The organism is Pelomonas cellulosilytica (assembly GCF_021353265.1).
Taxonomy (GTDB): domain Bacteria; phylum Pseudomonadota; class Gammaproteobacteria; order Burkholderiales; family Burkholderiaceae_C; genus Pelomonas; species Pelomonas cellulosilytica.
The window spans coordinates 377725-396262 of record NZ_JAJTWU010000003.1; the positions used below are offsets into that span (position 1 = coordinate 377725).

General features: G+C 68.1%; 16 protein-coding genes. 15 read left to right on the top strand and 1 reads right to left on the bottom strand.

Features of this window, described 5'->3' with window-relative positions:
- Positions 1 to 130 precede the first annotated feature (130 nt).
- From LXT13_RS09215 to LXT13_RS09245, 7 genes are all read left to right on the top strand, one after another.
- Positions 131 to 1309, top strand: a complete 1179-nt coding sequence (locus tag LXT13_RS09215) for an oligogalacturonate lyase family protein (RefSeq protein WP_233371635.1) — start codon at positions 131 to 133, stop codon at positions 1307 to 1309.
- Positions 1306 to 2400 carry a pectinesterase family protein gene (locus LXT13_RS28780; protein ID WP_233371636.1) on the top strand — a complete coding sequence of 365 codons (1095 nt, stop codon included), beginning with the start codon at positions 1306 to 1308 and terminating at the stop codon, positions 2398 to 2400. Before LXT13_RS09215 ends, LXT13_RS28780 begins: the two co-directional genes overlap by 4 nt.
- Positions 2397 to 3656, top strand: a complete 1260-nt coding sequence (locus tag LXT13_RS09225) for a pectate lyase family protein (RefSeq protein WP_233371637.1) — start codon at positions 2397 to 2399, stop codon at positions 3654 to 3656. Before LXT13_RS28780 ends, LXT13_RS09225 begins: the two co-directional genes overlap by 4 nt.
- 44 nt (positions 3657 to 3700) lie before the next feature.
- Positions 3701 to 4507: a DNA-binding transcriptional regulator KdgR gene (kdgR, locus tag LXT13_RS09230; RefSeq protein WP_233371638.1), complete on the top strand. Its 807-nt coding sequence runs from the start codon at positions 3701 to 3703 to the stop codon at positions 4505 to 4507.
- A 60-nt stretch (positions 4508 to 4567) separates the two neighbouring features.
- On the top strand, positions 4568 to 5587 hold the full coding sequence (locus LXT13_RS09235) for an NADP-dependent oxidoreductase (protein WP_233371639.1): 1020 nt from the start codon (positions 4568 to 4570) through the stop codon (positions 5585 to 5587).
- Complete coding sequence (locus tag LXT13_RS09240; RefSeq protein WP_233371640.1) at positions 5587 to 6042, top strand: GNAT family N-acetyltransferase; 456 nt, start codon at positions 5587 to 5589, stop codon at positions 6040 to 6042. The genes LXT13_RS09235 and LXT13_RS09240 overlap by 1 nt, the downstream gene beginning before the upstream one ends.
- 65 nt (positions 6043 to 6107) lie before the next feature.
- Positions 6108 to 7361 carry a BaiN/RdsA family NAD(P)/FAD-dependent oxidoreductase gene (locus tag LXT13_RS09245; protein WP_233371641.1) on the top strand — a complete coding sequence of 418 codons (1254 nt, stop codon included), beginning with the start codon at positions 6108 to 6110 and terminating at the stop codon, positions 7359 to 7361.
- 13 nt (positions 7362 to 7374) lie between these two features.
- Here the strand turns inward: LXT13_RS09245 and LXT13_RS09250 are convergent, their stop codons facing one another.
- On the bottom strand, positions 7375 to 8019 hold the full coding sequence (locus LXT13_RS09250) for a glycoside hydrolase family 19 protein (protein WP_233371642.1): 645 nt from the start codon (positions 8017 to 8019) through the stop codon (positions 7375 to 7377).
- A gap of 117 nt (positions 8020 to 8136) precedes the next feature.
- Between LXT13_RS09250 and LXT13_RS09255 the strand changes: the two genes are divergently transcribed.
- From LXT13_RS09255 to pheS, 8 genes are all read left to right on the top strand, one after another.
- Positions 8137 to 10479, top strand: a complete 2343-nt coding sequence (locus tag LXT13_RS09255) for a Tex family protein (protein ID WP_233371643.1) — start codon at positions 8137 to 8139, stop codon at positions 10477 to 10479.
- Between the two features lie 157 nt (positions 10480 to 10636).
- The gene (locus LXT13_RS09260; protein ID WP_233371644.1) at positions 10637 to 12883 is read left to right on the top strand and encodes a TonB-dependent receptor plug domain-containing protein; all 2247 of its coding nucleotides are present in this window, start codon (positions 10637 to 10639) and stop codon (positions 12881 to 12883) included.
- 5 nt (positions 12884 to 12888) lie between these two features.
- Positions 12889 to 13983, top strand: a complete 1095-nt coding sequence (locus LXT13_RS09265; RefSeq protein ID WP_233371645.1) for a patatin-like phospholipase family protein — start codon at positions 12889 to 12891, stop codon at positions 13981 to 13983.
- Positions 13984 to 14170: 187 nt separating this feature from the next.
- Positions 14171 to 16078: a threonine--tRNA ligase gene (gene thrS / locus LXT13_RS09270; RefSeq protein ID WP_233371646.1), complete on the top strand. Its 1908-nt coding sequence runs from the start codon at positions 14171 to 14173 to the stop codon at positions 16076 to 16078.
- Between the two features lie 69 nt (positions 16079 to 16147).
- Positions 16148 to 16693 (top strand): translation initiation factor IF-3, encoded by a 546-nt coding sequence (infC, locus tag LXT13_RS09275; RefSeq protein ID WP_349254836.1) that lies wholly within the window; start codon positions 16148 to 16150, stop codon positions 16691 to 16693.
- A gap of 119 nt (positions 16694 to 16812) precedes the next feature.
- A complete protein-coding gene (gene rpmI, locus LXT13_RS09280; protein ID WP_028601240.1) occupies positions 16813 to 17016 on the top strand; it encodes a 50S ribosomal protein L35 in 204 nt (67 codons plus the stop codon).
- A gap of 26 nt (positions 17017 to 17042) precedes the next feature.
- On the top strand, positions 17043 to 17399 hold the full coding sequence (gene rplT, locus LXT13_RS09285; RefSeq protein ID WP_025564000.1) for a 50S ribosomal protein L20: 357 nt from the start codon (positions 17043 to 17045) through the stop codon (positions 17397 to 17399).
- A gap of 85 nt (positions 17400 to 17484) precedes the next feature.
- On the top strand, positions 17485 to 18528 hold the full coding sequence (gene pheS, locus LXT13_RS09290; RefSeq protein WP_233371648.1) for a phenylalanine--tRNA ligase subunit alpha: 1044 nt from the start codon (positions 17485 to 17487) through the stop codon (positions 18526 to 18528).
- Positions 18529 to 18538 lie beyond the last annotated feature (10 nt).

Consider the following 18538-nt stretch of genomic DNA (forward strand, 5'->3'; position numbering starts at 1 on the left):
GATCCCCCGTGGGGACGCGATGCTCACGGCATCAAGCCACGAGCCCATCGCCTGACGGGCCCGCGTGGGAGCAGCCCGGCGCCGGGCCCGTATGAGTACACAGCGGCGCAAGGCGCCAAGGACCACTGAGATGAAAGCCACCGAACGCAAGTTTGAGTTCCTGACCCGCGAAGACCCCGACACCGGCGCGCGCGTCACGCGGCTGACGCCGCCGGACGTCACCTGCCACCGCAACTACTTCTACCAAAAGTGCCTCACGAACGACGGCAGCAAGCTGATGTTCGGCGGTGAGTTCGGCCCCGAACCCAGCCCCAACTGGAATCTTCACCTGCTGGACCTGCCGTCCCAGACCGCCATTCAGCTGACCGAAGGCGCGCGCGAGAACACCTTCGGCGCGTTCATGAGCCCCGACGACCGCTTCGTGTACTTCGTGCGCGGCGACCGCAACCTGATCCGCCTGGAGATCGCCACGCTGAAGGAAGAAGTCGTCTACGTCGTGCCCGAGGGCTGGGTGGGCTACGGCACCTGGGTAGCCAACAGTGCCTGCACGAAGATGGTCGGCATCGAGATCGCCGCGGCCGACTGGTTCCCGCTGAACACCTGGCAGAAGTTCAACGAGATGTTCCACAAGAAGCCGCTGTGCCGGCTGTTCAGCGTGGACCTGGAAGGGCCGAGACAGGGCCAGCGCACCGTCATCCTTGAACAGCGCGGCTGGCTGGGCCACCCGCAGTACCGGCCGTTCGACGACAACACCGTCGCCTACTGCCACGAAGGCCCGCACGACCTCATCGACGCGCGCATGTGGTTCATCAACGAGGACGGCACGAACCGCCGCTGCGGCAAGGCCCACGAGGCCGGCGAGAGCTGCACGCACGAGTTCTGGGTGCCGGATGGCAGCGCGATGATCTACGTCAGCTACCGCCACGACTCGCCGGACCGCTGGATCTGCAGCCTCGACCCCGTCACGCTGGAGAACCGCGTGCTGATGACGATGCCGCAGTGCTCGCACCTGATGAGCAACTTTGATGGCAGCCTCATCGTCGGCGACGGTTGCGGCAAGGCCAGCGGCGACAGCAGCGCCAGCAACGCGATGCTGGTGGGGGACCCCTACCTGCACCTCTTCGACCTGAAGGCCGGCACGCACCGCCCGATCGCCCGCCACGACAGCGGCTGGGATGTCTACAAGGACAGCCGCCAAGTCACCCACCCGCACCCGAGCTTCACGCCGGACGGCAAACAGGTGCTCTACAGCTGCGACGCCGAACGCGCGCAAAGCGTGGAGCCCGCGCTGTACCTGGCCGACCTGTGAAGCTCGCGCTGGCCCTGGCCGGTGTGCTCGTGCTGACAGCCGCGCAAGGCCAGGGCCGGCCACAGCTCAGCGCCGAGCGGGCCGCCGCGCACACGGTGGCAGCCTACCTCGCCGACTGGCAGCCCGCGCCGCTGGCCGACCTCGGCGCCGCCACGCCCGACCTCGTCGTGCGGCCGGGCGACAGCCTGCAGGCCGCCATCGACGCGGTGCCGGCTGCGGGCGCCAGCAGCCGTCGCTGGGTCGTGCAATTGCTGCCGGGCGTCTACCGCGAGCGCGTCTGCATCCGCGGCAAGGCGCCGCTGGCGCTGGCCGGCTCGCCGCTGGATCCGGGCGCCGTCGTCATCGTCGATGGCCGCTACAACGCCCAGCCCAAGCCGGAGGGCCAGCCGGCCCATCCCTGCCAGCCGGATCTGCACACCTCCACGCACGGCACGCCCGGCAGCAGCACGGTCATGGTGTTCAGCGACGACGTGCAGCTGCTGCACCTGACCATCGCCAACGACGCGCTGGACGGCGTGCGCCAAGGTCAAGGCTACCCGCCCGGCGCGGGTGAAGCCGGCGGGGCCCAGGCCGTCGCGCTGACCGTCGCCGGCGACCGCATCCAGCTCGACGGCGTGCGGCTGCTTGGCCACCAGGACACCTTCTTCGCCCGCCGCCCCGAGCCCGGCCGGGCGGGGCGCGTGCTGGTGCGCCACAGCCTGATCGCCGGCGACGTGGACTTCATCTTCGGCGACGCGACCCTCGTCGTGCAGCACAGCACCGTGCTGAGCCGCACCGGCCGGCGAACACCGGGCGAGCGCGGCATCGTGCTGGCCCCCAGCACGGCGGCTGGCCAGCCCCAGGGCTTTCTCGTCACCGACAGCCGCCTCATCGCCGAACCGGGCGTGGCGCCCGGCAGCGTCGCGCTGGGGCGGGCCTGGGACGCCGGCGTCAAGCCCGGCACGTGGCAGGCCGGCACCAGCCCCAACGGCCACGCCCTCGTGCGCGACAGCGAGCTCGGCGCGCACCTGGCGCCCTGGGTGGCCAGCACGTCGCGCCGCCCCTTCGACCCCGCGACAAACCGCCTCGCCGAATTCAACAATCGCCCATGACGACACGCCGCACCCTCCTCGCCTTCGCCGGCACCGCGCCTTTGTGGCTGGCCGGCTGCGCCACCCCTGCCGCCGCGGCGGAGAGCCCGCTGGGCTGGGCCGGCATCGGCCCGACGACCGGCGGCGCCGGCGCCCGGCCCGAGCATGTGTTCGACGTGCACGACCGCGCCGGGCTGGACGCCGCGCTGCGCCTGGGCGACACGCCCAAGATCATCCGCGTCCATCGCTTCATCAACCTGTGCCCCGGCAGCGCCGACGACTACCGCGACCCGGCCTTCGACGCCGATGCCTTCGACCGCGCCTTCGACCCGGCCACCTGGGGCCGCGACGACCCGCGCGGTCCGCTGGAGGAGGCACGCAAGCGCTCGGCCAGACGCCAGGCTGCCATGGCCCAGGTGCATCTGCCGTCCAACACCACCCTCGTCGGCGCGGCACCGGGCGCCGGCTTCGAGCGCGGCGGTTTCATGCTGGAGCGCGTGGCCAACATCGTCATCCGCGACCTGCGCTTCGCGGATGCCTACGATCACTTTCCCGAATGGCAGCCGCGCGACAACGGCCACGGCGAGTGGAACTCGGAGTACGACAACGTCTCGCTGCGCAACGCCGAGCGGGTGTGGGTGGATCACTGTCACTTCGACGACGGCAACCGTCCCGACAAGCTGGAGCCCGTCCGCCTGGGCCAGCGCGTCCAGCACCACGACGGCCTGCTCGACATCACCAACGGCAGCGACCTCGTCACCGTGTCCTGGTGCCGCTTCCAGGCCCATGACAAGACCATGCTGATCGGCAGCGGCGATGGCAAGACCAGCGACGAAGGCAAGCTGCGCGTGACACTGCATCACAACCATTTCCACGGCTGCAAGGAGCGCACGCCGCGCGTGCGTTACGGCCGCGTGCACGTCGTGGCCAACCTGTTCAGCGCGGACCGCGCCGAGGACTTCGGCTACAGCCTCGGGCTGGGCATGCATTCGCGGCTAGTGGCCGAGCACAACCGCTGGGAACTGCCCGACTCCGTCACGGCCGACCAGCTCATCCGCCGCCTCAAGGGCAGCGGCCTCGTCGACCGCGACAGCCGGCTCAACGGCCACCCGGTGGACCTGCTGGCCGCCTGGCAGGCGGCCCATCCGGGCGAGCTGCTCGCCGCCGACGTGGGCTGGCGGCCCGATGCGTCTTACAACGCGGTGGCGCTGCGCCCCGCCGACCTCGATCATCTTGCTGACCAAATTCGGGCCGGTGCCGGCCCCCGCCGCGCCTGAGCGAAAATCTCGGAACTGAAACAAGCGCCCGAAAGAACCGGAACATGGATGACGACATTGGCGATTCGAAGCAGCCGGAGTCGGTTGCCGCGGTGCTCAAGGTGTTCGCCATCCTGAACGCGCTGGGCGAACGCAGCGACATCGGCATCACCGACCTGTCCGTGCGGCTGGCCATGCCCAAGGCCACGGTCTACCGCTTTCTGCAGACGATGAAGAGCCTGGGCTACGTGCGCCAGGAGGCCGACAGCGAGCGGTACGGGCTGTCGATGCGCATGTTCGAGCTGGGCGCCAAGGCGCTGCCGTCGCCCGAACTGATCGACCTGGCCAAGCACCACATGCAGATGCTGGCCGACGCCACCGGCGAGACGGTCCACCTGGGCAGCCTCATCGACAGCGAGATCATCTACATCCACAAGGTCGACTCGCGCCACATGCTGGGAATGTATTCACGTATCGGCCGCCGCGCGCCACTGCACTGCACGGCCATCGGCAAGGTGCTGATGGCCTGGGAGCATCCCGCGCGCCGCGACCGCATCCTCGACGGCGCCGAGTTCAAGCGCTTCCGCGACAAGACCATCACCGAGCGCACCGCCTTCCTCGCCGAACTGGCCACCGTCAAGGCCCAGGGTTATGGCGAAGACCGCGAGGAGTTCGACGACCACATCCGCTGCCTGGGCGTGCCTATCTTCGACCGGCTGGGCCAGCCCATCGCCGGCATGAGCGTGTCTTTCCCCACGTTCCGCTTCGACGAGGCCAAGGCGCCCGAGGTCGTCAAGCAGTTGCAAACCGCCAGCCGCGACATCTCCGAGAAGCTGGGCTGCACCAGCTACCCGATCGCGATCGCCGGCTGACGGTCTCGCCGGTCGTCGGGGTGCTCCAATGCGGGGCTCCATGTCCCCCCGCCGACCGCCATGAGCTCCGTCAACCGCCAGATCGTCTTGGCCTCGCGCCCGCAGGGCGAGGTCACGCCCGACAACTTCCGCCTGATCGAGACGCCGCTGGCGCCGCTGGCCGAAGGCCAGGTCCGCGTACGCCATCACCTGCTGAGCCTGGATCCGTACATGCGCGGCCGCATGAACGACACGAAGAGCTATGCGCCGCCACAGCAGCTCGGCGAAGTCATGATCGGCGGCACGGCCGGTGAGGTCGTCGAATCCAGGAACGACCACTTCCAGCTCGGCGACCGGGTTGTTGGCATGGGCGGCTGGCAGGAGTATCAGACGGTGGACGCCCGGGACCGTGGCGCGCTGCGCAAGGTGGACACGACGCACATCCCGCTGTCGGCCTACCTGGGCGCGGTCGGCATGCCGGGCGTGACGGCCTGGTACGGCCTCGTGAGGATCATCGCCCCCAAGGCCGGCGAAACGGTCGTCGTCAGCGCCGCCAGCGGCGCTGTCGGCTCCGCCGTCGGACAGCTCGCCAAGGCGCGCGGCTGCCGCGTCGTCGGCGTGGCCGGCGGCGCCGAAAAGTGCCGTTATGTGACCGACGAACTGGGCTTCGACGCCTGCGTCGACTACAAGCAGCACGCCGACCTGAAGGCGCTGTCCGGCGCGTTGAAGGCCGCCTGCCCGGACGGTATCGACGGCCACTTCGAGAACGTCGGCGGCCTGGTGCTGGACGCGGTACTGCTGCGCGCCAATGCGTTCAGCCGCGTGGCGCTGTGCGGAATGATCTCCGGCTACAACGGCGAGCCCATCCCGCTGCAGTTCCCTCAGCTCATGCTCACGAACCGCATGAAGGTGCAGGGCTTCATCGTGTCGGAGCATATGGATGTCTGGCCCGAAGCGCTGCAGGACCTGGGCGGCCTGGTCGCCGCCGGCCAACTCAAATACCGCGAGACCATCGCCCAGGGCCTGGCCGCCGCGCCCGACGCCTTCATCGGTCTGCTCAAGGGCCGCAACTTCGGCAAGCAACTCGTCCAACTCATCTGATGACCACCGACCTTCTCTGGGACTGCCAGCCCTTCGACGCCCTGCCGGGCCATACCGTCTATGCGCTGCTGCAATTGCGCACCGAGGTGTTCGTCATGGAGCAGCAATGCCTGTTCCAGGACATGGACGGGCTGGATCTGCTCGGCTGGCACCTTCTCGGCTGGGCCGACGACGGCCGGCTCGCGGCCTGTGCGCGGCTGCTGCCCGCCGGCGTGAAGGCGCCCGAGGCCGTGATCGGCCGCGTCATCACCGCGCCCTGGGCGCGCGGCCAGGGCCAGGGCCATGCGCTGATGAGCCAGGCACTGGCGCATTGCGAGCGGCTGTGGCCTGGCGAGCCCGTCACGCTGCACGCCCAGGCCCGGCTGGAGGCCTACTACCGCCGGCACGGCTTTCGCACGGTGTCCGAGCCCTACATCGAAGACGGCATCCCGCACGTGGAAATGCGCCGCCCCTGAGCCACACGGCGATGCCCCGGCGCCAGCTCGGCTGAGAGCCGGCGAGCCCCAGGGACAATCGGCGCATGAGTTCCCCGATCGAAGTCGCCATCATCGGCGGCGGCCCCGCCGGCCTGATGGCCGCCGAGGTGCTGGCCGCCGCGGGCCGCACCGTCACCGTGTTCGACGCCAAGCCCAGCGTCGGCCGCAAGTTCCTGCTGGCCGGCAAGGGCGGCCTGAACCTCACGCATGCCGAACCCTTCGACCCCTTCGTCGGCCGCTTCGGCGAGCGGGCGGCGCGCGTCGAGCCACTGCTGCGCGGCTTCGATGCCGATGCGCTGCGGGCCTGGGCGGCGGGCCTCGGCGTGGAGACGTTTGTCGGCACGTCCGGCCGCGTCTTCCCGACCGACCTGAAGGCCGCGCCGCTGCTGCGCGCTTGGCTGCACCGGCTGCGCGCCGGTGGCGTGAAGTTCGCAATGCGCCACCGCTGGACCGGCTGGGCCGACGATGGCGCGCTGCGCTTCGACACGCCCGACGGCGAGCGCCTCGTGCGTCCGCGCGCGACTCTGCTGGCGCTGGGCGGTGCGTCCTGGCCGCAACTCGGCTCGGACGGCGCCTGGGCCCCCTGGCTGCAGGCCCGCGGTGTCGACATCGCGCCGCTGCGGCCGGCCAACTGCGGCTTCGATGTCGGCCCTACGGCCGCGCACGCGGGCAGCCCAGGCTGGAGTGAGCGCTTTGCCGGCGAGTTCGCCGGACAGCCCGTCAAGCCGGCGGCGCTGGAGGCCGACGGCTTCGCCCAGCGCCCGGGCGAGTTCGTCATCACGGCCACCGGCATCGAGGGCTCGCTGGTCTACGCCGCCAGCGCCGCGCTGCGCGAGCAGATCGCCCGCGACGGCACCGCCACGCTGCACCTGGACCTGCTGCCGCAGCTGACGCCCGAACGCGTGCTGGCCGAAGTGAAGCACCCGCGCGGCAGCCGCTCGCTGTCGTCGCACCTGAAGAGCCGGCTGCACCTGAGCCCGCTGAAGCTGGGCCTGCTGCACGAGCTGCTGACGCGCGAGCAGATGCTGGATGCCGCCACGCTGGCCGGCGCGCTGAAGCGCCTGCCGCTGACGCTGCACGCGCCGCGCCCGGTGGCCGAGGCCATCAGCACCGCCGGCGGGGTGCGTTTCGAGGCGCTGACCGACGGGCTGATGCTGCGAACGATGCCCGGCGTCTTCTGCGCCGGCGAGATGCTGGACTGGGAAGCCCCGACCGGCGGCTACCTGCTGACCGCCAGTATGGCCAGTGGTCGTGCCGCGGCCCAGGGCCTGCAAGCTTGGCTGGCCGGCGTCGGCTGAGCGGACGCGGGCTTCACGCGCCCAGCAGCGCCTTCACGCGCAGCAGCCAGTCGCGCCGGTCGGCAATGCCGATCTGGCCGCCATTGATGCGCTGCGTGACCTGCGTGATCTGGTCGGCATCCGCCAGCGCATTGCAGCCCTTGGACTCCCACTCGGCAGCGGCGATGGGCACGGCCCAGGCGGCGCCGAAGCACAGATCCGGATCGGCCTCGAAGTCCGGCGCGTCGGGCGTGAAGCTGCGCACGATGCGGGTGGCCTCCTGGTAGCTGTCGCGGCCGGTGAGCTGCAGCAGGCCGCGGCCGCGGTAGCGGAAGCCGTCGCCCGGCTGCGTGTTGCCCATGCGGCCGCCATAGACCTCGTTGGCCAGCCGCTCAGGGTTGTTGGCGAACTGCGCCGGGTCCAGAGGCCCCAGCGGCTGGAAGCGCTTGGGCCACACGACGGTCAGGCGGGGTGCGCTGTAGTTCAGGTTTTCCACCTGCACCGTCAGCGCGCCGCTTTCGTGCAGCACCTGCGCCAGGAAATGCGCGAGCCTCAGCTTGTTCTCGGTGATGCCATGCCGGTCCAGCACCGGCTGCGCCGTCGCGGCGGCCTCGCGGTAGCTGGAACGCGCGTTGGGCGCGAGCTGCGTCAACAGGGGCAGAGACAGGACGATGGGCATGGGGACCTCCCGACGGCGTGCGCGGCAGCCTAGCCATTTGCCCGGCGCGGCGCTTCAACGCGATTGAGGATGCCGCTTTGGCAAAATGCCTGGGTCGCATATTCCTCTGGGCGCCGCATGGCGCCCTTCGTCTTTGTGGATCACATCGTTTCGCAGATCGCCGCCGAGCTGAAGGTTCGGCCCGCCCAGGTGCAGGCCGCCGTCGAGCTGCTGGATGGCGGGGCCACCGTGCCCTTCATCGCCCGCTACCGCAAAGAGGCCACCGACGGCCTGGACGACATCCAGCTGCGTGAGCTGGACGCCCGGCTTGCCTATCTGCGCGAGCTGGCCGACCGCCGCGAGGCCGTGCTTAAAAGCATCGCCGAGCAGGGCAAGCTGACGTCCGAGCTGGAGGCCGCCATCCGGGCCGCGCCCACCAAGCAGGAGCTGGAAGACCTCTACCTGCCCTACAAGGTCAAGCGCCGCACCAAGGGCCTGATCGCCCGCGAGGCCGGGCTGGAGCCACTGGCCGATGCGCTGTTCGCCGACCCGTCGCTGGACCCGCAGGCCGAGGCGGCGAAGTTCCTGAACCCCGACGCCGGCTTTGCCGACAGCTTCGCCGTACTGGACGGCGTGCGCGACCTGCTGTCCGAGCGCTGGGCCGAGGATGCGGTGCTCGTCGGCAAGCTGCGCGAGTGGCTGTGGGAGGAAGGGCTGTTCCAGTCCAAGCTGATGGACGGCAAGAACGGCGAGCTGCCGGACAACGCCAAGTTCCGCGACTACTTCGACTACGCCGAGCCCATCAAGACCGTGCCGTCGCACCGCGCGCTGGCGGTTTTCCGCGGCCGCACTCAGGAGCTGCTGGACGCCAAGCTGGTGCTCGATGAAGAGCCAGTGGCCGGCCAGCCGGGCCTGGCCGAAGGCCGCATCGCGTCGCACCTGGGCTGGCGCCATGCCAACCGCCCGGGCGACGCGCTGATCCGCAAGACCATCGGCTGGACTTGGAAGGTCAAGCTGTCGCTGAGCCTGGAGCGCGACCTGTTCGCGCGTCTTCGGGAGTCTGCCGAGGCGACGGCCATCAAGGTTTTCGCCGAGAACCTGCGCGACCTGCTGCTTGCCGCACCCGCCGGCAAGCGTGTCGTCATGGGGCTGGACCCCGGCATCCGCACCGGCGTGAAGGTGGCTGTCGTGTCCGACACCGGCCGCGTGCTGGACACCTCCACCGTCTACCCGCACGAGCCGCGCCGCGACTGGGACGGCAGCCTGCACACGCTGGCCAAACTGTGCGCGACGCATGGTGTGAACCTCATCGCCATCGGCAACGGCACTGCCAGCCGCGAGACCGACAAGCTGGCTGGCGAGCTGATCAAGAAGCTGCAGGCGCTGGATGCCAGCGTGCAGATCGAACGCGTCGTCGTCAGCGAGGCCGGTGCATCGGTCTACTCGGCCAGCGAGTTCGCCTCCAGGGAGCTGCCCGACCTGGACGTGAGCCTGCGCGGTGCCGTGTCCATCGCCCGCCGCCTGCAGGACCCGCTGGCCGAGCTGGTCAAGATCGATCCCAAGAGCATCGGCGTCGGCCAGTACCAACACGACGTGAACCAGAGTGAGATGGCTCGCGCGCTGGACGCCGTCGTAGAGGACTGCGTGAACAAGGTCGGCGTGGACCTGAACACCGCCTCGCAGGCGTTGCTGGCCCGCGTGTCCGGCCTGTCCGCATCGGTCGCCGCCAGCATCGTGCGCTGGCGTGACGCCAACGGCGCGTTCCGCAACCGCCAACAGCTGCTGGACGTGACGGGCCTGGGCCCCAAGACCTTCGAGCAGTCGGCTGGCTTCTTGCGCATCCGCGGCGGCGACAACCCGCTGGACTTCTCCGGCGTCCACCCCGAGACCTACCCGCTCGTCCAGAAGGCACTGGGCCTGCTGAAGCGCCCGGCCGAGGAGGTCATCGGCCGCAGCGAGGTGCTACGCGCGCTCAAGCCCGAGCTGCTGGCCGACGAGACCTTTGGTCTCATTACCGTCAAGGACGTACTGGCCGAGCTGGAAAAGCCCGGCCGTGACCCGCGCCCGGACTTCAAGGTCGCCCGCTTCAATGATGGCGTCGAGGACGTGAAGGACCTGCAGCCCGGCATGGTGCTGGAAGGCACGGTCAGCAACGTGGCGCAGTTTGGCGCCTTCGTGGACCTGGGCGTGCACCAGGATGGGCTGATCCACGTCAGCCAGCTCTCCAACAAGTTCGTCAACGATGCCCGCGAGATCGTCAAGACGGGCGACATCGTCAAGGTCAAGGTGCTGGAGGTGGACCTGGCCCGCCAGCGCATCTCGCTGACGATGAAGCTGGACGCGCAGGCGCCACGCGGCCCGAAGCAGGACAACGCCTTCCGCCCAGCCGCACGCCACGAGCGCCAGGGCGGTGGCTCGCGCGACGCCCAGCCCGCCGGCGGCAACGCGATGGCTGCAGCCTTCGCCAAGCTCAAACGCTGACCTTTGTCATCGGCAAGCGGTACTGTCAACATGCGGAACGCCTCGGCCGTTGCGTCGGATTGATCACTGCAAGCCATCCGGGCTTGCAGTCCGGCCGAGGCGCGTGCCACGCGCTGGCTGCAACGTGCGCCGCCACGAACCTTCGGAGTCCTTCTTGTTGAAAACACCCGCCCTCGCCTCGCTGCTGCTGCTGTGCCCCGCCCTCGTCCTGGCCCAGCAGGAGGTCGACCGCGCCCAGCCTGCCACCCCCATGCCCGGCAACCAGCAACTGGAGCGCGTGTCCGTCACACGCCAGCAGACCGAGACCGACCTGCGTCGTCGCGAGCCCGTGGCCAAGCAGTTGTACGGTCGTGACGAACTCGACAAGTACGGTGACTCGCAACTCTCCGATGTGCTGAAGCGCCTGCCCGGCATCAACGTCTCGGGCGGTCAGCTGCGCATGCGCGGCCTGGGCGGCGCCTACACGCAGATCCTCGTCAACGGTGAACCGGCGCCCCCCGGGTTCAGCCTGGACAACCTGAACCCAGCGCAGGTCGAGCGCCTGGAGGTGACCAAGGCCCCGACGGCCGACCAGAGTGCCCAGGCCATCGCGGGCACGCTGAACATCATCCTGAAGGACGCGCCGCGCGTCGTGCAGAAGGACATGCGCCTGGGCCTGGCCTACGCCAGCGAGAAGCCGGTGATCAACGCCGGCTTCACCTACGGCGATCGCGTTGTCGGCGGCCTGGGCTTCGTGCTGCCGATCTCGTTCTACCAATGGAACAACGTCAACGAGACCGACAGCGAACGCGTGCGCGACAGCGGCCACACCCACCTGAAGTCCGAAGGACGCGACCGCGGCTTCGGCCGGGGCTTCAACATGTCGCCGCGCCTGAACTGGAAGCTCAACGACGACGAATCGCTGACGCTGCAGGGCTTCTTCGTGCAGAACCGCTTCCGCAACGAGGGCTGGAACAACACCGAGGTGCTGGCCTCCGACGCCAGCAGCGTCGTGCCACCGAGCCTGCGCGACACGAGCCGCAACCGCGGCACCTTCTCGGCGCAACGGCTGAACGTGCAATACAACAACCGCTTCGACGAGGACCGCCGCATCGAGCTGCGGGCTGGCGTGGGCAGCGGCGGCGCCGACTTCAACTCCGACTTCTACGGTCGCAACACGGACGGCACGCCGGCCATCGACCGCTTCACGTCGGGCCACAACCGCAACCGCAACGCGACGCTGTCGGGCAAGTACAGCCAATACGCCGGCGAGTCGCACACGATCACGACCGGCGGCGAGCTGGAGCGGCGCACGCGTGACGAAACCCGCGGCACGCAGCAGCTGGACTACAGCCAATCCAATCCCAAGCTCGAAGACCTGCTGCCCGGCGTGGAAGGCCAGCCGTTCAACGCAACCATCACGCGCTCGGCGATTTATGTGCAGGACGAGTGGGAGATCAACAACCAGTGGTCGGCCTACGCGGGCGTGCGCCACGAGCAGATCAAGACGGCCAGCAACGGCGACGGTAGCAATTTCGACAGCACAAGCAAAGTCACCACGCCGCTGCTGCACGTGAACTACAAGCCCGACCCCAAGGGCCGCGACCTGATCCGCGCCAGCCTGACGCGCAGCTACAAGGCCGCCGACGTGCAGCAGCTCATCGCCCGCCCGACGGTCAACACGGACTATGACGTCCGCGGCCCGAACGCGCGCGTCAACACCGTGCTCGGCCCCGACCGCGTCGGCAACCCGCAGCTCAAGCCCGAACTGGCCACGGGCCTGGACGTCGCCTGGGAAACCTACCTGCCGGCTGGCGGGCTGTTCTCCGTGGGCGTGTTCCAGCGCCGCATCACCGACCTGATCCGTACCGACCAGCCGCGCCTGATGGCCGTGCCGTGGGCCGACACGCAGCGCTACGTCATCACGCAGGTCAACCTCAGCAAGGCGACGACGCAGGGGCTTGAGCTGGAGGTCAAGGGCCGCGCCGGCGAGCTCTTCCCCAGCCTGTTCGACGTCGCCACCGCGCTAAACCTGCGCGCGTCGTTGAACGTCTACCGCTCCAAGGTGGCGGACATTCCCGGGCCGGACAACCGGCTGGAAGGCCAGCAGCCCTGGCAGCTGAACTTCGGGGCCGACTACCGGCTCAAGAGCCTGCCGATCAACATGGGCTTCAGCGCACAGATCGCGCCCGAGTTCGACGTGCAGCAAAGCCTCATCCAGTCGCAGACCTCACTGGCCGCCCGCTCGCTGGACGCATTCGCCGCGATGCAGCTGAGCAAGGAAGACAGCGTGCGCGTCAGCGTCAACGGCCTGTTCCAGCCCAAGCAGGGCACGCGCGTCGTCATCGCCAATTCGCCGGACTACAACCTCAGCGAGCGCCAGCCAGTGCCGTGGTGGGCGGTGAACTGGGAACACAAGTTCTGAGGCCTGTGGCGGGTGCGCTGCAGGTCCACGCCGGCCCGGTCGCCCGGGCCCGCCTGGCCGAGCGCGGCCTGCGCGCCGAGGATGTCGGCCTCATCCCGGCCGCGGCCGGTGGCCCCAAGGGGCTGATCCTCAACGGCCTGGACCGCTTCATCTTCGGCGACTGGCTGGTGCAGAGCCACCACCCCGTACACCTCGTCGGCGCCAGCATCGGCGCCTGGCGCATGGCCACCGCGGCGCTGGCTCATCGGGAAGTCGCCGCCGCGTTCAACACGATGGCCGAGGCCTACGTGACGCAGGAATACGACGTGCTGCCCGGCGAGAAGCGCCCGCGGCCCGAGGGCGTCAGCCAGCGCTTCGGAGAAATCCTGGCCGAGATCTTCGAAGGCCGCGAGGCCGACGTGCTGGCACACCCGCGCTACCGGCTGCACGTCGTGACGTCGCGAGGGCAAAACCGGGGGCTGGGCCTGCTGGCACGCGAAGGCCGGCTTCGCACTCCGCTGGGCTACCTCGGCGCGTTCGCGGCCAACGCGGTGTCGCGCCCGCTGCTGGGCCGGTTCCTCGAACGCGTCATCTTCTCCGACCCGCGCGACCGCCTGCCGCTGAAGCTCAACGACTTCACGACGCGCGAGGTGCATCTGTCGGGCGCCAACCTGCGCGGCGCCCTGCTGGCCAGCTGCTCCATCCCGTTCTGGCTGCGGGCTCAGCAGGACCTGCCCGGTGCGCCACGCGGCGCCTACTGGGACGGCGGCATTACCGACTACCACCTGCACTTGGACTACCGCTCGCTGCAGGCTTCGGGCGCGCCCCTGGTGCTGTATCCGCATTTCCAGCGCCAGGTGGTGCCCGGCTGGCTGGACAAGGCGCTCAAGCACCGCCATCGCGCCACCGCCTTCCTCGACAACGTCGTGCTGCTGCGCCCGTCACCGGCGTGGATCGCCTGCCTGCCGGGCGCCAAGCTGCCGGACCGCAACGACTTCATGGCGCTGGATGCCGACGAGCGCCGGCGCCGCTGGCGCATCGCGGTGAGCGAAAGCCAGCGCCTCGCCGATGAATTCGCTGCGTTGACCGCGCGCGACACTGTCCAGGCGCTGCCGCTTTAGAATCACGGTTCCCTCCCCTCACAAGAGCGAGAAAGGCACCCTGGTTATGACACCGCGAACTACGACCACCACCTTCACCGGTAACTAGTCGGCCGCGGCACGTCACGTCTTCTCGCCCCTCAAGGGCACGAACAAAGCGCGGCACCAGGCCGCGCTTTTTCATTTCTGCCCCTGATCGGAGCATCCCATGATTTCCATTCAACTCCCCGACGGCTCCCGCCGTGAGTACCCCGCCGCGCTGACGGTCGGCGATGTGGCCGCCAGCATCGGCACCGGCCTGGCCAAGGCCGCACTGGGCGGCAAGGTGGACGGCAGGCTCGTCGACCTGTCCCACGTCATCGACAAGGACGCCCAGCTGTCCATCGTCACCGACAAGGACGCCGACGGCCTGGAGCTGATCCGCCACTCGACGGCCCACCTGCTGGCCTACGCCGTCAAGGAGCTCTACCCGGACGCCCAGGTCACCATCGGTCCGGTCATCGAGAACGGCTTCTATTACGACTTCGCGTACAAGCGCCCCTTCACGCCGGAGGACCTGGCGGCCATCGAGTCCAAGATGACCGAACTGGTCAAGAAGGACGAGAAAGTCGTCCGCCGCGTGCTGCCGCGCGACGAAGCCGTGGCGCACTTCAAGGCCATCGGCGAGAACTACAAGGCGGAGATCATCGGCAGCATTCCGGCGGGCGAAGACGTATCGCTGTACGCCGAGGGCAAGTTCGAAGATCTGTGCCGCGGCCCGCACGTGCCGAGCACTGGCAAGCTCAAGCACTTCAAGCTGATGAAGGTGGCCGGCGCCTACTGGCGCGGCGACCACCGCAACGAGATGCTGCAGCGCGTCTATGGCACGGCCTGGGCGACGAAGGACGACCTGCAGAAGTACCTGACGATGCTGGAGGAGGCTGAGAAGCGCGACCACCGCAAGCTCGGCAAGGAACTGGACCTGTTCCACATCGACGAACACGCGCCGGGCGTCGTCTTCTGGCACCCCAAGGGCTGGACGGTGTGGCAAGAGGTGGAGCAGTACATGCGCCGCGTCTACCGCGAGAACGGCTACCAGGAGGTCAAGGGTCCGCAGTTGCTGGACAAGTCGCTGTGGGAAGCCACCGGCCACTGGGACAAGTACCGCGAGAACATGTTCACGACGGAGTCGGAGAAGCGCGAGTACGCGCTGAAGCCGATGAACTGCCCCGGCCACATCCTGATCTTCAAGCAGGGGGTGAAGAGCTATCGTGACCTGCCGCTGCGCTACGGCGAGTTCGGCCAGTGCCACCGCAACGAGCCGACGGGGGGGCTGCACGGCATCATGCGAGTGCGCGGCTTCACCCAGGACGACGGCCACATCTTCTGCACGGAAGACCAGATCCAGGGCGAGGTCACGGCCTTCACGGCACTGCTGCAGAAGGTCTACAAGGACTTCGGCTTCAACGAGATCATCTACAAGCTGTCGACGCGCCCGGAAAAGCGCATCGGCACCGAAGAGAGCTGGGACAAGGCCGAGCATGCGCTGGCCGAAGGCCTGCGCGCCTCGGGCTGCGACTTCACCTACCTGCCGGGCGAGGGCGCCTTCTACGGCCCCAAGATCGAGTACACGCTGAAGGACGCGCTGGGCCGCGAGTGGCAGTGCGGCACGATCCAGGTCGATCCCAACCTGCCGGAACGGCTGGACGCCGCCTTCGTCGACGAGGACGGCGAACACAAGCGCCCGCTGATGCTGCACCGCGCCATCGTCGGCAGCCTGGAGCGTTTCATCGGCATCCTGATCGAGCAACATGCCGGCGCGCTGCCCACTTGGCTGGCGCCGACGCAGGTCGTCGTCGCCAACATTACGGATGCGCAGGCCGATTACGTGTCCGAAATTGTGAAATCGCTGCAAAAACAAGGGCTTAGGGCCCAGGCCGATTTGCGCAACGAGAAGATCACCTATAAAATCCGCCAGCATTCCATGCAAAAGCTGCCTTACATCCTCGTCGTCGGTGACAAGGAGAAGGCGAATGGCAGCGTTGCGGTCCGCGCCCGTGGCAACCAGGATCTCGGCGTGATGCCCCTGCAGGACTTCCTCGCCAGGATCTCCGCAGACATCACCAACAAGGTCTGAAAGAGCCGTCCGGGCGCGATTTGTTTTGTTTGGGCCCCTCGCCTTGGGGCCCGTTGAAAGGTCCACACCATCGCTACGTTTGCCGACCGTCGCGCGATTCCGGAGCGCAAGCACCGCCTGAACCGCGAAATCATGGCTCCCGAAGTCCGCCTGAACGGCCCCGAGAATGAACCCATCGGGATCGTCAGCATCCAGGAAGCCCTGCGCATGGCGGGCGACCTGGACGTGGACCTGGTCGAGATTTCCCCCACCGCCAATCCGCCGGTCTGCCGGCTGATGGACTACGGGAAGTTCAAGTACATCGAGCAGAAGCGCGCTGCCGAGGCGAAGGCCAAGCAGAAGGTCATCGAAATCAAGGAAGTCAAGTTCCGCCCGGGCACGGACGAAGGCGACTACCAGATCAAGATGCGCAACCTGCGCCGCTTCATCGCCGAAGACGGCGACAAGGGCAAGGTCACGCTGCGCTACCGGGGCCGCGAGATCACGCACCAGGACATCGGCATGCGCCTGCTGGAGCGGATCCGCGACGAACTGGCCGACGTGGCGGTGGTCGAGAACATGCCGAAGCTCGAAGGTCGGCAGATGATCATGGTCCTGGCGCCGAAAAAGCGCTGAGATCGACAGAGTTCAACCGGTGGGTTTGGTCGCCTGCCGGTTCACAAGTCTCCTGAGGCCAACAAGTGTGTCGGAGTCTCCGGCACCGCCCCAGGGACATACTTAAAAGGAGCATTCACATGCCCAAGATGAAGACCAAGAGCAGCGCGAAAAAGCGTTTTCGCGTTCGTCCGGGTGGCACCGTCAAGCGCGGTCAGGCGTTCAAGCGCCACATCCTGACCAAGAAGACCACGAAGAACAAGCGTCAGCTGCGCGGCGCCGTGAACGTGCACGAAACCAACATGGGCCACATGGCTCAGATGTTGCCTTTCGCCGGCCTGTAATCCACCAAGACTAGAAGGAGAAACATATGCCTCGCGTCAAACGTGGTGTTACCGCTCGCGCCCGTCACAAGAAGGTCCTGGCCCTGGCCAAGGGCTTCCGCGGTCGTCGTAAGAACGTCTTCCGCATCGCCAAGCAGGCGGTGATGAAGGCGGGCCAATACGCCTACCGTGACCGCCGCACCAAGAAGCGCGTGTTCCGTCAGCTGTGGATCGCCCGTATCAACGCCGCCTCGCGTGGCCTGGGCCTGTCCTACAGCAAGTTCGTGGCGGGTCTGAAGAAGGCGCAGATTGAGATCGACCGCAAGGTCCTCGCCGATCTGGCCGTCAACGACCCGGCTGGTTTCGCCAGCATCTTCGCCAAGGTGAAGGCCGCGCTCGCCTGATTGCGACCCGCTCCGGCTCACGTCGGAGCACGCAACTTTCAGGGCCGGCCCACCAGGGTCGGCCCTTTCTCATTCCGAATTCCGAATGTCTGATCTCGACGCATTGCTGGAGTCCGCCAAAGCGGACTTCGCCGCCGCCCCAACGCCTGCCGAGCTGGAAAACGCCAAGGCCAAGTACATCGGCAAGTCCGGCCGTGTGACCGAACTGATGAAGGGCCTGGGTGCGCTCAGCATCGAGGAGAAGAAGACCCGCGGCGCCGAGATCAACCAGCTCAAGGTCGGTATCGAAGCCGCCCTCACCGCCCGCCGCGACGCGCTGGCCGCCGCCGAGCTGGAGAAGCAGCTGAAGGCAGAAGCGCTGGACGTGACCCTGCCCGGCCGCAGCCGCGGCACCGGCGGCCTGCACCCGATCACGCGCGCGATGGAGCGCATCGAAGCCATCTTCGGCTCCATGGGCTTTGACGTGGCCGACGGCCCCGAGATCGAGACCGACTGGTACAGCTTCTCGGCGCTGAACAACCCCGAGAACCACCCGGCCCGCTCGATGCAGGACACGTTCTACGTCGACATGAAGGACGAGAACGGCAGTTGGCTGAACCTGCGCCCGCACACCAGCCCGATGCAGATCCGCTACGCCCAGGCGCACGCCAAGCGCTTTGCGGGTCAAGACACGATGCCGGAAATCCGTGTCATCGCGCCGGGCCGCACCTACCGCGTCGACAGCGACGCGACCCACTCGCCGATGTTTCACCAGGTCGAAGGCCTGTGGGTCGGCGAGAACATTTCGTTCAAGGACCTGAAGGCGGTCTACCTGAACTTCATTACCGCCTTCTTCGAGACCGACCAGCTGCAGTTGCGCTTCCGGCCCAGCTACTTCCCGTTCACAGAGCCCAGCGCCGAGATCGACATCATGTTCGAGAGCGGCCCGCTGAAGGGCCGCTGGCTGGAAGTCTCCGGCTCGGGTCAGGTGCACCCGGAGGTCATACGCAACATGGGCCTGGATCCCGAGCGCTACATCGGCTTCGCCTTCGGCTCGGGCATCGACCGCCTGGCCATGCTGCGCTATGGCGTCAACGACCTGCGCGCCTTCTTCGACGGCGACCTCCGTTTCCTCTCGCAGTTCAAGTAATTCAGAAGAG